This window comes from Lysobacter sp. Hz25 (genome assembly GCF_046097045.1).
GTDB classification, from domain to species: Bacteria; Pseudomonadota; Gammaproteobacteria; order Xanthomonadales; family Xanthomonadaceae; genus Lysobacter; species Lysobacter antibioticus_B.
In genome coordinates this window covers 560831-574473 of the sequence record NZ_CP175666.1, presented here as the reverse complement: position 1 = coordinate 574473, position 13643 = coordinate 560831, and the positions used below count along the sequence as shown (strand labels likewise).

10 protein-coding genes are annotated in these 13643 nt (G+C 60.1%); 1 reads left to right on the top strand and 9 read right to left on the bottom strand.

All coding sequences use genetic code 11. The features are described 5' to 3' along the window. Window positions 1–270: 270 nt before the first annotated feature. Window positions 271–1239 carry a helix-turn-helix domain-containing protein gene (locus ACKN61_RS02385; RefSeq protein WP_408952134.1) on the bottom strand — a complete coding sequence of 323 codons (969 nt, stop codon included), beginning with the start codon at window positions 1237–1239 and terminating at the stop codon, window positions 271–273. Window positions 1240–1817: 578 nt separating this feature from the next. On the opposite strand from ACKN61_RS02385, the gene ACKN61_RS02380 reads away from it, so the two are divergent. Beyond that, window positions 1818–2321 (top strand): CorA family divalent cation transporter, encoded by a 504-nt coding sequence (locus tag ACKN61_RS02380; protein ID WP_408952133.1) that lies wholly within the window; start codon window positions 1818–1820, stop codon window positions 2319–2321. A 55-nt stretch (window positions 2322–2376) separates the two neighbouring features. On the opposite strand, the gene ACKN61_RS02375 is transcribed toward ACKN61_RS02380, so the two are convergent. From ACKN61_RS02375 to ACKN61_RS02340, 8 genes are all read right to left on the bottom strand, one after another. After that, on the bottom strand, window positions 2377–3153 hold the full coding sequence (locus ACKN61_RS02375; RefSeq protein ID WP_408952132.1) for a hypothetical protein: 777 nt from the start codon (window positions 3151–3153) through the stop codon (window positions 2377–2379). Between the two features lie 510 nt (window positions 3154–3663). Further along, complete coding sequence (locus tag ACKN61_RS02370) at window positions 3664–3888, bottom strand: hypothetical protein (protein ID WP_408952131.1); 225 nt, start codon at window positions 3886–3888, stop codon at window positions 3664–3666. 180 nt (window positions 3889–4068) lie between these two features. Then, complete coding sequence (locus tag ACKN61_RS02365; protein WP_408952130.1) at window positions 4069–7068, bottom strand: amino acid adenylation domain-containing protein; 3000 nt, start codon at window positions 7066–7068, stop codon at window positions 4069–4071. 56 nt (window positions 7069–7124) lie between these two features. Continuing rightward, window positions 7125–8504, bottom strand: a complete 1380-nt coding sequence (locus ACKN61_RS02360) for an FAD-binding oxidoreductase (protein WP_408952129.1) — start codon at window positions 8502–8504, stop codon at window positions 7125–7127. Between the two features lie 452 nt (window positions 8505–8956). Then, on the bottom strand, window positions 8957–9937 hold the full coding sequence (locus ACKN61_RS02355; RefSeq protein WP_408952128.1) for a Rieske 2Fe-2S domain-containing protein: 981 nt from the start codon (window positions 9935–9937) through the stop codon (window positions 8957–8959). 60 nt (window positions 9938–9997) lie between these two features. Next, complete coding sequence (locus tag ACKN61_RS02350) at window positions 9998–11311, bottom strand: MFS transporter (protein WP_408952127.1); 1314 nt, start codon at window positions 11309–11311, stop codon at window positions 9998–10000. 85 nt (window positions 11312–11396) lie between these two features. Continuing rightward, window positions 11397–12356, bottom strand: coding sequence for a Rieske 2Fe-2S domain-containing protein (locus ACKN61_RS02345; RefSeq protein WP_408952126.1), 960 nt, complete (start codon window positions 12354–12356; stop codon window positions 11397–11399). Further along, window positions 12346–13614 carry a urate hydroxylase PuuD gene (locus ACKN61_RS02340; protein ID WP_408952125.1) on the bottom strand — a complete coding sequence of 423 codons (1269 nt, stop codon included), beginning with the start codon at window positions 13612–13614 and terminating at the stop codon, window positions 12346–12348. Before ACKN61_RS02340 ends, ACKN61_RS02345 begins: the two co-directional genes overlap by 11 nt. Window positions 13615–13643 lie beyond the last annotated feature (29 nt).

Here is a 13643-nt window from a genome sequence, read left to right as displayed (position 1 = left end):
GCTCGTAGCGCGGCTGGGAACCCGGCGGCGACCTTTCGTCAAGGCTCGACCGTGTGGAGAGGGTCCTCGGTCATCACGCCCCCTCCCGGGCCAGGACTTCCTCCCCTTCCCTTCGGATTGCTCGTCGGTGTTGATGCGCAGCCACAGTACGAGCCGCCGGGGAATCTAGGCATCTAGTGTCCGCTTCGGGTTGAAAGCAGACACTAATTGTCTCGCCCATCCGCTGCCCCTTGAATCTGGCGCAGGCCAGCAGCGGTGGAGCGATCAAAGCTAATCTCCTAGACACAACTTAGAGGTATCCAGCTCGAACTCCTTGTCGATTGCCAGCTTTTTCAAGATCGCGGGCAACACCTGGTGAATCATCCGCATTCCAACCAATAGCTCGTTCATGTAGATATCCGGATGCAGGCGCGAGGCGTTAAAACCTAGGCTCTCCGCCTCTGCCTCGTGCCCTAAGGCGTCATCGGATTCATAGACCAAGTTCAGTAGTTCTGCTTGCAGTGGCACACCAGAGCGAAAAGCCGCCTGCTTCACTATGCCGAGCCACTCACGATAGTTCTTCAGCGTCTCCCTTCGGAAGCGCAAGAAGTTCGGTGCCAACGCCGAGTCGACCTCTAGCTTGCATGCCGCTAGCGACATCAGTTCAGGCTCGACGTTAACGGCATCCGTGTCGAACAACTCCAGATCATCGTCGTCGATCAGATCCCCTACATAGGCCACATAGAAGCCATACACGTTATTGAGCGCGTAGTAGATATCCGAAATCAAGCGAGAGAGTGGGTGCGTCTGCAGAAGCTCGTCGTTCTTCTCATAGGCGGCTTCGCAATCTAGTTCTGCGTCGTAGTCGAAGTCCAGCTCTTTGGGGAACGCCGGCGGGATGGTCACGCCCATTCCCTTCAGTACGTGGAACGTACTCCAGCAAAGCAACCCCATCTCATCCTTAAGGGGCGCAGTGTTGTAGCCCGTCTCGGCGCCTTGATAGGCTCGGTCGGCGAGGTGGTGCACGAGTCGTTTCCACTTGGCGGCTTCGGCCGCGGTCCCCACGAATTGCACGAACTCCGGATGCTCATCCGAGAGGTTGGCCAGTTCACGCAGCCTGGCCTCCATTTCTGAGGAGATGTGCTCTCCCTTTTTCCACTTGCTGATCTGTGTAGGCGATACACCCAAGCGTTGACCCAGCTGCTTCTGGTTACATCCTTGCGCATCCATTGCCAAGCTCACCAATGCCGCGACGCTCATTCGCCCTCCAAAGGGGGTGTTTTAGTAAATTTAGTTCCTTCCTCTGGGTAATGTATCGCATGATTAGTGAAATTGCAATATAGTTTAGTAAATTTGCTTTGGGCAGACATCGACCGGCCCTGGACGCCCAGAGGGCGACAGGCACTTCGCGGAGTCCCACGCTATGTCATGCGCCCGGCCCCGTCCGGGCCGCGCCCGCTCGATCAACGAGGGAACCGGCGGCCCTCGTTTGCCACGGGCGCGGGCGCACCAAGCGACCACGCGCCTGCAGATCAGCTGGCCGGCGTGGCGAATGCCGAGTCATGGGTCGGGGGCTCGAATCCCGCCAGGCGCACCGACGCCCCACGTCGGAAAGTCTGTGCCGCCTTCATCGGCGACGGAAAGCCCACTATTTTCGAGATACGGGGCTTCTTCGTCGTTGTGACGAGGCGCAGAAAGGGTTGAGGGTTGGAGAACGGCGCGCCCAGCCCCCCCGGGGCGCCGGCCGATCGCCTTCAGGGGTCCGAACGGGAACGGACTTGGGCTACAGGCTGCACCATGGGGGCATCCTTTGCACCCGCTCCCACTAACCCGGCTCCGTGCATTCCGTCGAACGGGAGCGAGAAAGCTTCGAACGCAGCGTCGAGCGCCTAGAGGAATCCGTGCTGCGCGACCACACCGCCGAGAGCATTGATGAGCTGCGCCGACTGCGCAAGGGCTCCTCTCGCTTGCGGCGCATGCTCGCGCCGCACCGCGTTCTATTCACCAGCGTGGCCCGCCCCGACTTCCGGCCCGACGCCGACAGCAAGTCGGAAGCGCATTTGAAGGCGTTGGGCGACCAGTTCGAACGCGCCATGGACGTCATCGAGAATGCCCGCGAGCAGATCATCGGCAGCTTCGAGCTGTTCTCCAACCAAGTGGCGCTGGAAACCAACGCCAGCATGCGGGTGCTGACTTTCATCACGGTGGTGATCGGAGTGCAGACCGTCATTGCGGGCGTGCTTGGGATGAATTTTGACGCGACTTTCTTCAAAAACGCACGACCTCGGATTCTGGGTCGCGGTGGCCGCTATGGCCGCCGCTGCCACAGCGCTGGGCCGTAGACGGCGCTGGTTCTAATGGTTGTAAAAAAGGCGGCGCTTTCGCGCCGCCTTCTAGTTACCGGCCGTCCTTATCGGCATCGCCGGGAAGTGCCCGTTCAACGCTATGCCAAGCGTCTTTGGCGGCCATCTTGGCCTTCTCCCAGCCCAGTCGGGATTCGCCTTTCACGCTGTCCCAGCGCTGCCCCAGCTCCGCCTCGAGTTTATCGTCCCAGTCTCGGTCGCTTCGGTGCTGGCGAGCGTAAGTGCCGAGCCGGTAGGCGGGCTGGTAATCGCTATACGAGGCGTCGGCTGCCCGATAGGGGGCCTGATCGAACTTTGCCTGGTGATAGCGGTCAGTCGCCTCGTACGCCCGGTACGTGTGGTCCGCCCGCGTCCAGGAATCTTGCACTGCCGCGCGCGCGTCCTTCCAATCCAGCCGGGATTCGCCGCGCGCACTGGCCCAGTCGCGCTCCAACTCGGCGTCGGTCTTGTCGTCCCAGGCGCGACTTCCCAAGCGTGAACGAGCGTCAGCACCATATGAATAAGCCGGCGCGTAATCGGTGTCGTAGTTGTATTTAGAATCGTAGTACGGGCGCCGAGCATGCTCGTCACGCCAGTACTCGGCCTCGCCAGTCGGATCGAGGCGCTCGGCGACTCCCTTGCCGGCTGAAGCGCCTGCGATGGCACCGATTCCGCCACCGATCAGCATGCCGATCGGGCCTCCGAGAGCGCCGATGACCATGCCGGCAGCGGCACCGCCTACGCCACCTACGCCCACCCCGACAGGGTGAGAGCCCGGAGTACCGGTGATCGGATCGCGGTTAAGATCCCGCTTGTCGTTGCTGCTTGCCATGATGTCCCTCCTAAGGCGGATCGGAACTGTCCGCTAAGACGCGAGCATCGGGCGCGGCTCATATACAGCGTGTCGTAACCGCGCGAAGGGAGACTTAACAGTTCGTAGCACCAACGGTAACCAAACATCCCCAGCCTCGCGCAAGACCGTGCCATTAACAGTTAGGCTCAGACCTTCACCATAGCCGAGCAAATCACCGCCGCACGGATGCCCGCTACGGAGTCGGGACCTGACGCGACAACGCATGGCGTCGTCATGAAGCCCTTGTATCGCATGCTTACTCGCCGTCTGAGCCCTTCGCCAACCGAAGCAGTGGTCACTTAGAGGACATCGCTCTCGGAGAAAGCCTTGCCCTCGCATCGCCGCCTTCTCGCACCAGCACCCTCCCTGGCTTAAGAGCCCGCTATGGCATGCTTGTGGCGTGTCGGATACACGCAAGACGCGCTCACTTATATCTGGCCGCTAGTTCTCTATTCGAGATCATTAGCTCGTCCGTCCGGTGGCTCTCCACTACTCCCCCAGCGGCATATAGCCGTCAATGTCCGGGTAGTGCTTGCGAAGAATGGGGATAATCTTTAAGTCGATTTGTTCCATCAATTCGACCAATTCCCTCCGCACGTACTTGGATTCTTCTCTGTCGGAAAATATCTCCTGCCCCAAGGCGGCGGCATAGGCCGCCTCGTTGCACACCTTGTTAAGAGTGACTAGAAACTGTTCTGCGACCTGATTTGACATTGGCGCCTCCGTTGTGGCGACCCCTTCTATGCATGCACCTAGCCCAACGAATCCGCTAGGCGCTGCCATCGCGTCATACTTGCGGGCGTATTAGAGCCGGATGGTAATAATGCCGGCGGCGAAGACGCAGATTCCACCGCGCCTCGCCGAGCTTCTGGGTCAGCGCGCAACGCGGCCTGACTACACCGCCTCCTTCGCGTCGACCCATTCGCTAACGCCGATAGATTGTTCGAGGTAGCGCCGAAGCTCGGGCTCGTCGAACGCTGGGGGACGAATCCCGCTCCCTTCGAGCAGGGCTGAAGTATTGTCGTGCTTCCAGAGATAGGTGTGCTGGTACATCTCAAGGATGCAATTGTCCTTATGCATGGGATCCCGGAACAGGTTCAGTACCGGATAAAGCGGGGTCTTCGGGTCGTTCATCCAGCAAGCACGCCATTCGCGGAAGGGGACCACACGAAATTCAAAGCCGAAGTAACGCTCCAGCAAATCAAAGAACTGCTTCAAGGACACGTTGGTATCCCCGGAATGAATCAGGTTGAATTTCTGCCCCAGGCAGGCTGGCTGCCGGCCGATATGGGCGATCGCCTTGGTCATGTAGTCGACCGAGCTCAAACCTTCGCGCAGCTCACGCAGATCCGGAACGAGGCCGAGAGATAGGCAGGTCTTCACTAGCCGCCCCCACCATTGGTAACTGGCGCTCAGTCCCGTTTGGGCGTGATAGGTGGCGTAGCCGAGCCGGTACGTGGCCAATGGAAGACCGCGGGCCTCGGCCAGATCGGCAATCTTTTCCATGACCCACTTGCTTTTGACGTAGCCGATGTCCGCGCAAACGGCATCCAGGTTTTCGTCGATATCGGCGGCTTCCGTGACGACATCGCGACCCGTGATCCAATATCCCCAGCTATAAACAGAGATAGTCGACAGTAGCATCAGCGCCTTGGTGGTTCTTTCGGCAGCGAAGCGGATGATGTTGACGAGTCCATCGACGTTGTCGCGCTTCATCGCCGCATAGGGCTTGATGAAATTGACCGAGCTGGCCGAGTGATAGATCACCTCCACGTCGCGGCACAGCGCGTCGTAGTCGTCCGCCTGCAGGCCAAAGCTGGGCGAGGCGATATCGCCCGGGTGCGCTCGCACGCGGTCCATATCCGCGGGAGAGATGGACACCTTGTACTCTTCCGCCTTTTCGTGAATCCGCCGCATGCCCTCAGTCGCGGTGCGGGCGCGTACGATGCAGTGGACGACAGCGCGCGTGTTGGCGAGCAACTCGGCGAGCAAATGAATGCCGACGAAGCCCGTAGCCCCGGTGAGGACTATGTGGTTGGGGCTAACCAGTCGACGCGCATCAAAGGGGGCGGAGAAAACGATGTCCTCCGGAAGCGTGGCGTCCCGGCGCAAGATCACAGGCGAAATGTAGTCGGAAACGTCGTCGGTGGCATCTTGTCGCAGCCGAATCTCCGCGGCGAGGGATTCGGCGGTCGGCTGGTTGTAGATGTCGGTAATCCGCAAAGCCAGTCCGAGTTCCTTCGACAAGGCTGCAATCACCTCGGCAGCGAGCATGGAATGCCCGCCGATGTCGAAGAAGTTATCGCTGCGTTGAAAATCTGAGTGCTCCAGGGCGTCCTGAAATGCGGTCAGGACGGCCCGCTCGACGCGGTCCTCGACCTCCTCGAACGTTCGGACCGGCGAGGTCGTGCGCGCGAAGTTGGCCATGAGGGCGGCTTTGTCCGTTTTCCCATTGGAGTTCAATGGGAAGCGATCCAAAACGGCATAGTGACCCGGCACCATGTAATCGGGCAGCACGGCGCGTGCCCCTTCACGAACGCGAGCGACGACATCCCGGTGCACAGCCTCGGCGTTCTCGGGAATCAAAAAGGCGACCAGTTCCTTCGGACTGCCGTCCGTCGGCGTGGTGGCGGACACACTGACCTGGCGAACGCCGGGTTGCTTGGCGAGAACCACCTCGACCTCGCTCGGTTCGACCAGGTGTCCGCGGATCTTGACCTGCTCGTCGACCCGGCCGAGGAACTGGATATAATCGTCCGGCAGCTTGCGACCGAGATCGCCCGTCCGATAGATGCGTTGCCCCTCCTCGTACGGATGGGGTGGGAACTTCTCGGCCGTGAGGCGATCGTTATTGAGGTAGCCCCGGGCCAGGCACGCACCGGAGAGGCAGATCTCACCGATCGCCCCCGTCGGCACCTCGCGCATGGTCTTGTCCAGGATCCAGACACGGGCGTCTCCCACCGGCTTGCCGATCGATGGTTCGCGGCCTAAAGACGCGCTAGGCACCAGATGGCAGGTGGTCCAGATGGTGGCCTCGGTCGGGCCGTAATAATCTACCAGCGTGAACTTAATATGGTCCGTCACCACAGGATTTAACTTTTCACCGCCCGTGAACAAGTACTTCAACGCGGAAGGCTGGGTGCTGTGGCGAATGACCTCCGCGGCCATAATGGTCGGCACGAACGCGTGCGTGATTTCCTCGCGAGCGAACTGTTGCACCAGCTCGCCGGCATCGCGCCGAATGTCGTCGTTCAGCAGATAGAGTCTCGATCCCGCGCAGAGTGCCGACCAAATCTCCCAATGCGCGACGTCGAAGCCGAGCGCTGCCATGGACGTGGATCGGCTCTGGCCATCGACCTGAAAACGATAATTGTGCCAATCGATAAACGCGGCCACCGAGTGGTGTTCGACCGCAACGCCTTTGGGAACCCCGGTCGTCCCCGAGGTAAAGATGACGTACATCAGATCGTTCGGCGATAGGAAGCAACGCGGCGCCGGCGCCGCGGTCGCATTGCGTCTGAGCGCGTCAATGTCGACGGTCTGAACACCGTGCGCTGTGGTCGCAACGCCCGGGATGGTCGTCAGCAGCCATGCGGCGCGGCTTTGCTCGATGATGTAGGCCTTTCGTGCCTCGGGGTACGCATGATCGATCGGAATGTAGGCCGCGCCGGACTTGGCGATTCCCAATAGCCCAATGATGAAGTTCGTCGACCGCGTCGCTTCGATCGGGACCAAGTCGCCCGAAGAGATGCCTTGGCCGGCGAGGAACGCCGCCACGGCATCGCTGTATCTATCAAGTTCGCCGTAAGTCAGTGTCTCGTGGTCGCTGACTAAGGCAACGTGATTGGGGTCCTGGCGGCGTACCGCGTCAAGAACGGTGCTTTTCCTGTTCATGGTATCTCCTGATGGCGCGGTTTCGTGGCGACAATGTGCCCTCAACAATTCGCTTGTCATGACGCAAAATCGTGGAAGACCCCAGCCGGATCATGCCGCCGTTTCAGCTCGCGAAGACGCTGCCAGCCGGCATTAGAAAAGCAGCGCGACACTTCTCGCGAGCGGTACTCAAGGTCGAATTCGTTGATGTAACTGTGCGTGGCGACCGGCTGCAGGTCGTCGTAAAGCGATCGAATCCATTGTTGGTTGACGTCGTCTTCGCTCGCATCTCGCCATCGAGCGTACGTGGAAAAGTACCAATGCCCTCGGGCAGAGAACGCAGCGTCCGGAAGGTATGGCGAGCCGCGCCAGATGAAGAGCGGGAGTGTGGCCGGTGAAGGCAGCATCGGAAGATGTGCGAGCAGTATTTCCGCTGCACGTTCCGGCTGATCGGTGAGGATGTTATCGGCGAGATAGCGCCCGACGCCGAACGTCGCGTCACCGTGGTCGTGCAGGGCAGCGAAGTCCGTTGCCTGTTCTTCGCTGGCCGGGCCCAATGCCCACGGCAGCAGTCGATCAATGACCGAGGCATGCAGCGAGTGGGCTATTTTTTCGTTCTCGGCGAATGCGACGGTGGTTAATGCCAGCTCTTGGGACGGCGTTTTCTGCGAAGCATTGTTTTCACAGGGAATCACTGCGAGCATGACTTGCAGCCGCGGATTAGGCGCGGCGACTTCCACCCATCTCAGCACGTTGGCCAGTTTCATCAGCGGAAGCCGCAAACTGCGCACTGTGATTACCGCCGGCAAAGCGTGGCATTCGAGCTCGAACGATACGGCCGCAAAGAACAGCATTGGGCCACCGCCCCGGGCGGCCCAGAACAAGTCGGGATTTTCCTCGGCACTAGCGTGGCGCAGCACGCCATCGGCGGTCACCACTTCGAGCGACCTAACATGGAAGGCACTCATGGGGCCCCAGTTGGCAAAGTTGATGCCCAGCCCGCCACCGAGCAAGAAGCCCCCCAGGCCGACGCTGCCGCTGTGCCCGGTAGCAAAACCAAGGCCGTGGGAGGCAAGCGCGCAGCTCAGGTCGCGACTGGTAACTCCAGGCCCGATCGTGGCGCGCTGGCAGTCTGGGTCGACCACCAATGTGCGCAGCGCCGACAGGTCGAGGAGTACGCCATGCTGGCGAATGAAGGCATTGGCGAAACTATGGCCTCCACTGCGCAGCGCCAAGACTAGCCCTTGTTCGCGGCAGGCTTGGATGGCGGCTACTACGTCGTCAATCGAGCGAGCGCGAACAATGTAGTCGGGGCGTCGGCTGACCTCGCGTTCGTTCCAGCATGCCTGGCGCCGCCACGCGTCATAGCCGGGTTCACCTTGTTGACGGACACACTCGCTGGGGCCGAGAGCCAGCGTCTTCTCGGCAAATGGAAGCTGGTTAAGTAAATGGCGCATCCTGACCCCCTTAACTACATATACAGCGCACCTGCATCCCCTAGCAGGGAACGAAACATAGGCCGAATATCATTGTTAAACAGTGATCGCGTCTCGGGCGAATGTGGCATCTCAATAGGCAGCTGAAGGGTTAATCTTCGCGATGGACTCACTGTATTCTGGCCACAGAAAGAACAGTGCCGAGGAACGCCACGCCCGGTCGGCGGCCACGCGCGGGCCCGGCTAGCCAGCCATTAATAGGTCTACAAAACATTTAACGAGAAACCGCCGCGCAGGTGCTGTCCCTACAACTAAGCGTGGGGCCATTGATTGAAAGTTTGCATCCGCCGCGCCGCTACCGCCGCGATCGCCGTTCAGTCGACGCGCCAACCCAAGCAGCATCAGCAGATCGTCAAATCACGAGGTCTTTAGTGTCGCTCGTTGCTGTCGACAACCTGACAATGCCGCGGGGCTCAGACTTTGCACAGGCCAAGGGTTCGCAACATTTTCCTATAGGCGACGGATGCCGCATCTGCGCCAAACGATTGTTCAGAGTCGCTGGTGAGATCGACGTATCTGGGGCGCTGCCTTTCCACGACAGCAAGATCGTCCCTCTGCACCTTTTCCGAGAATGCGTTGACCTCCTCATCCGATCCCAAGCTCAACGATTTATCGAATCGGATGGGATAGAACCAGACGCACTGTTCCTCGCTGACCGGGGAGGCGCAATTGAAGATGGTAAACAGCCCATCCGGAAAGTAGATATCCAGAATGGCAATGAAATGAAAATGTATTCTGCAGGCCCGCCGCCACATGAAATCCTTTGGCGAAGAATGGCCAAGTGGGTAGTTTCCAAGCGAACTGGTGTATTCAAAACTAAAACCACCTTCAACCGATTCGACTTTATACGCCGGCATGATCTCGGTCGTGCATTCGTTGAATGTCGTCCGGTGTACGAACGGCAAGTGCGAGATGTCCATGAAACCTTCGACCTGTCGGCCAGCGGACGCATTGACGTTTACCGGCGGCGCTACCACCAGCCGCTGGCTTTCAGTCTCGCGCTCAGGCCCTAAGTCATAGAATGTGCCTGCTCCAAGGCTGGTCCAGAGCAGCCCATTCGACTCGACGGTCTGATAGGAGTGGAGATCGAACCTTCTCAAGTTTTGCACTTGAGGATGAGCCGGAATTCTGGCGCATGCCCCCAGATGGGCGAACTGCAAACCATGGTAAGGGCACTGCAACCCGGCTTCACTCACGGCACCTGCAGAGAGCATTTCACCGCGATGCGGGCAGCGGTCGTCGGCAACTACCACTTCACCCCGAATTTTGTAGATCACCAGCGGCTTGCCGAGCAACACGGCCGCCAGAGGCTTACCTGCTACCGTGGCCGCATCGAGGTCCTGCAGCCTGGCCACCGGGTAATAGTAGTCAATGAGGTTCTGTGAGTAGCTCATAAAGCCTCCAACTGCTATGTCCGTAACGCCTCGACAGCGTGCTGCTTGACGACAGGAGGGTTAACCCGGTTCGCGCACGGCACGATGCCCGGTCAGATAGCTCCCCCACCACGCTTGGAGTAGCGGCAGAACCGCTATCAGTCCCATCGCACGAACTTCACCGTGGCCCCCGCCTCCGTTCAGCCATCCGATAGTTGCAACCACGGCTACCGCGCCGAGCGCGCCGCTTACGCGTTGCACGATATGAACCAGCGTGGCCGCGCCGCCGATGTCCTTACGCTCCACCGCGGCATAGGCGGCCGTGGTGGTCGGGTTCGTAGTCCAAGACAGCCCGATGCCGCGGACAAACATAAGCACCGCCGCGATGTCGGACGGCACGGCGACCAAGGCGAAGGGCGCCGCAGACACCGCCAGCATGGCCGCTCCCGCTAGGACCACGGGCCGGGGGCCGAAGCGGTCTACCAAGTTACCGGCGAGATATAGTGCACAGGCCATTCCGGCCCCCATGAATACCAGCATCACACCGATCTGCGAGTGGCTCATCTCATGCTTGGCGTGGAAGTACAGCGGGAACAGCAGCAGCCCTCCGAACGCGTTGGCGCTGTTTGCTACGCCCAGCAGCGACGACACGCGGAACTGGCGATTTCGCATCAGCTCGAGCGCCAGGAGCGAGGAGTTGCTCGTACGCGCAACCGCGACGAAGAGGGCCAGAAGCAGAGCACTGGCGCCGATGGACAACCAACCGGTCCCCGAAGGATGACGGGAGGTGATTTCCGCTGCGCCGTATAGAGCCAAAGGCAGCCCGGTAACGATGAGGACAAGTTGCCCCAGAGGAAGTCTGATGCCGCGTTGGGCGACGCCCCCCGGCATCACCTTCGCCGCCCACACCGCGGCGATCGCTCCCAGCGGCACATTGATCCAGAACAACCACCGCCATGAGGCGACATCAACCAGCCAACCACCGATGCCTGGCCCGATCGCCGCAGCCAGGCTGATCAAGGTGCCGACAACGCCGAGGACACGACCCATCTGGTCGCGCTCGGCGCCTCCTATCAAGATGGCATGCCCGGTCGGAAGCATGATGCCGGCAGCCAGCCCTTGGACAATACGAGCCAGAATCAACGTGTCGAGACTGGCCGCGAACGCGCAGCCTATCGACGCCGCAATGAAGGCCGCCAACGCGGCGCCCCAGACACGCCCGTGGCCGAACCGGCTGCCGAACCACGTCGAGGTCGGCAGTGAGACGGCGATGGAGATGAGATAGCTGGAAATAATCCACTGCGCCTCTTCAAGTGGTGCGTTGAGATCCGCTTGCACGCAGATCAGGGCGAGGCCGGCGAGGGTGCCGTCCAGCATCACCAGCATGCCGCCCATGCCAGAGACCAGACCGATAGACCACACTCGTCTCGGTATGCGGGAGGGGCTCACTGAGAATTCCACAGAAATGGAATAGTGCGGCTCATGCCGTGGACAACCCCATTTGCCGTAATAGACGCCTGTAGTGAACCGATGCGAGGTCCGCCGCGAAGGACGCTTCGCCGGACTCCAGCGGAAGATGGCGTGGCTGCTGGTTCTCCACCATCAGACGGTCCTCGGCGAAGATGCGGGCGTTGAAATCCTTGACCGCCTCGTTCGTGCCGAGCTCCAGGTCGAAACACACCGGAGAGAACAGCACGGTACGGTCGCTCGCCACCGGACTGGCGGCGTTCAAAATATTCAGGCGCCCGTTGGGGAAATGCACCGTCAGGTGAGCCAAGTAGGGAAGGCGAACGTTGAAGCTACGACGCCACACGAAGTCCTCCGCAGTGATTCCACTGCCGACGGCGTAGTTCGAGACCGTACTGCAGTAGTCAAAACGCAATCCACCGTCGTCGACCTGGACGGAATATGTAGGCACTGCCGCGTTAGCAGGATCGGCAAAGGTGGTGGTGTGCACGTGCGCGAAATGCGCCACGTCGATGAAGCCCTCCACTTGTCGACCCGCACTAGCGGCGATCGGCACTGGATCGGGCGCCACTTTGCGAAATGCGGGATCGTCCCAATCGGAGCTCAGTTCCGGAAATGGCGAAGGTGAGGCGCCAAGACAGGTCCAAACCAATCCATAACGCTCCACCGCGGGATAAGTGGAGAGCTGGAACTGCTGTGATGGCGTGAGGTGGGGATGTGCCGGTATATGAATGCAGCGCCCCTCCTGCCCGAACGCCAAGCCATGGTAGGCGCATATCAAGACACCATCTCGATGCTGTCCCAAGCTAAGCCGCATGCCGCGGTGCGGACAACGATCGGCGGCTACCACGATGTGTTGGCCGGTCCGATACAGCACGAGATCGCGCTCTAACAGCGACGCGCTGACGGGGCCTTTGCGCACGTCTTCACTTCGCGCTATCGGGTACCAATAAGGGAGCAACTCAGCGTGCATGCTCGGTTGCCCATTGAGTCACTGTCTTGCGCTCATCCGGCTGCATGTCCGTGGCGTTGCCAGGCGGCATGCGTTCGCTCTGCACTACAGCGGCGATCAGGCTCGCATAGAGAGGTAGGGTTTCGGAGGTGAAGACGATTCCCTTCGGAGGTGAGGTCATGCCAGGGAAGCTGGGCTGCGCGGCGTGGCAAACCGCGCAGCGCTGTTGAACGATCGCATCAGCGCGCAATGGGACTGCGCCACTGACGGCTGAGCTCGCGACAGAACCCACGCTTGAGTTCTCAGCTGGGTGCGCGCCACTGCTTACCGGAGCGTGGGTACTTGTGTGAGCGGTGACCTGTTTGGTCGGGGTTCGCGGCAAGGCCATCCAGGTCATCATTAGCCCGAGTGCTACGACTGCAGTCGCAGCTTTCCAGCGCAGCTGCATTGGCATGACCCCGCCGTTTTCGTGGATGGCGTCGAGGACCCATCGAGCACCCACGCTCACTGCCAGTACGGTAGCAATGGTAAGGAACGTGTAGCCGTTAGCTCGGACGACACTTCCCATATGGCTGGAAAGCATCAAGAAGACGATAGCTAAGGTGAGGTACGAATGAAGACCCCGTCGAGCCCAATACTGCTTATCGATGGGATCCTGCTTCCCGCCCTTAAACAACACGTTAAACGCCTTGCGCATCCTCGGATAGAGCCACCAGAGGATATTGGACGCAATAACTACGCCGATCATGGCGCCAATCTGGATCATGGCGCCGTGCTGGGAGAACAGGTTCGCATACAGCCAAGCCCAACCAAGGACGTGGGCGATGGTCGCGATCATATATAGCGTTTTGTAACGCAGCGGTATGCGATTGACGAATTCGTTGACAATAGGCGCGCCAATTAAGCCTAGTACCGAGGCTGCGATTGCTTCGCGGGCTGACAGCCGAGCAACGCTTGGGTCGACCAAGTACGCCAGGGGTTGCCGATAGTAGATGAGGCAGAACAGCACAATGCCACTGCCGACCATCCAGCGCATCTGATTGAACGACCAAACGACGCGGGCAAGCTCTGCCGCAGTAGGTGCAGCGATTCTTTCGCACCGCCAAAATTGTAGGCTGTGCGTTTCCCAGACGTCTAAGTCAGACCGCTGATCTAAGAGCGGTTCTGCTCGTAGTGTTAGGCGTCTTACCCAAAGGCCGCCGCCCAGCCAAGCGAATGCAGCGAGTACATGCAGCCAACGGACCAGATCGGCCGCCAAGTCGAGCAATGTGCCTATCATTGCGGAATCTCCTAGCCTATCTCTGTGCG

What these genes read in the sequence shown, in the direction of transcription:
- ACKN61_RS02375 (WP_408952132.1), bottom strand. Translation starts at nt 3,153, where the DNA reads ATGGCAAGCAGCAACGACAAGCGGGATCTTAACCGCGATCCGATCACC.
- ACKN61_RS02370 (WP_408952131.1), bottom strand. Translation starts at nt 3,888, where the DNA reads ATGTCAAATCAGGTCGCAGAACAGTTTCTAGTCACTCTTAACAAGGTG.
- ACKN61_RS02345 (WP_408952126.1), bottom strand. Translation starts at nt 12,356, where the DNA reads ATGCACGCTGAGTTGCTCCCTTATTGGTACCCGATAGCGCGAAGTGAA.
- ACKN61_RS02350 (WP_408952127.1), bottom strand. Translation starts at nt 11,311, where the DNA reads ATGGGCGGCATGCTGGTGATGCTGGACGGCACCCTCGCCGGCCTCGCC.
- ACKN61_RS02365 (WP_408952130.1), bottom strand. Translation starts at nt 7,068, where the DNA reads ATGAACAGGAAAAGCACCGTTCTTGACGCGGTACGCCGCCAGGACCCC.
- ACKN61_RS02340 (WP_408952125.1), bottom strand. Translation starts at nt 13,614, where the DNA reads ATGATAGGCACATTGCTCGACTTGGCGGCCGATCTGGTCCGTTGGCTG.
- ACKN61_RS02355 (WP_408952128.1), bottom strand. Translation starts at nt 9,937, where the DNA reads ATGAGCTACTCACAGAACCTCATTGACTACTATTACCCGGTGGCCAGG.
- ACKN61_RS02385 (WP_408952134.1), bottom strand. Translation starts at nt 1,239, where the DNA reads ATGAGCGTCGCGGCATTGGTGAGCTTGGCAATGGATGCGCAAGGATGT.
- ACKN61_RS02360 (WP_408952129.1), bottom strand. Translation starts at nt 8,504, where the DNA reads ATGCGCCATTTACTTAACCAGCTTCCATTTGCCGAGAAGACGCTGGCT.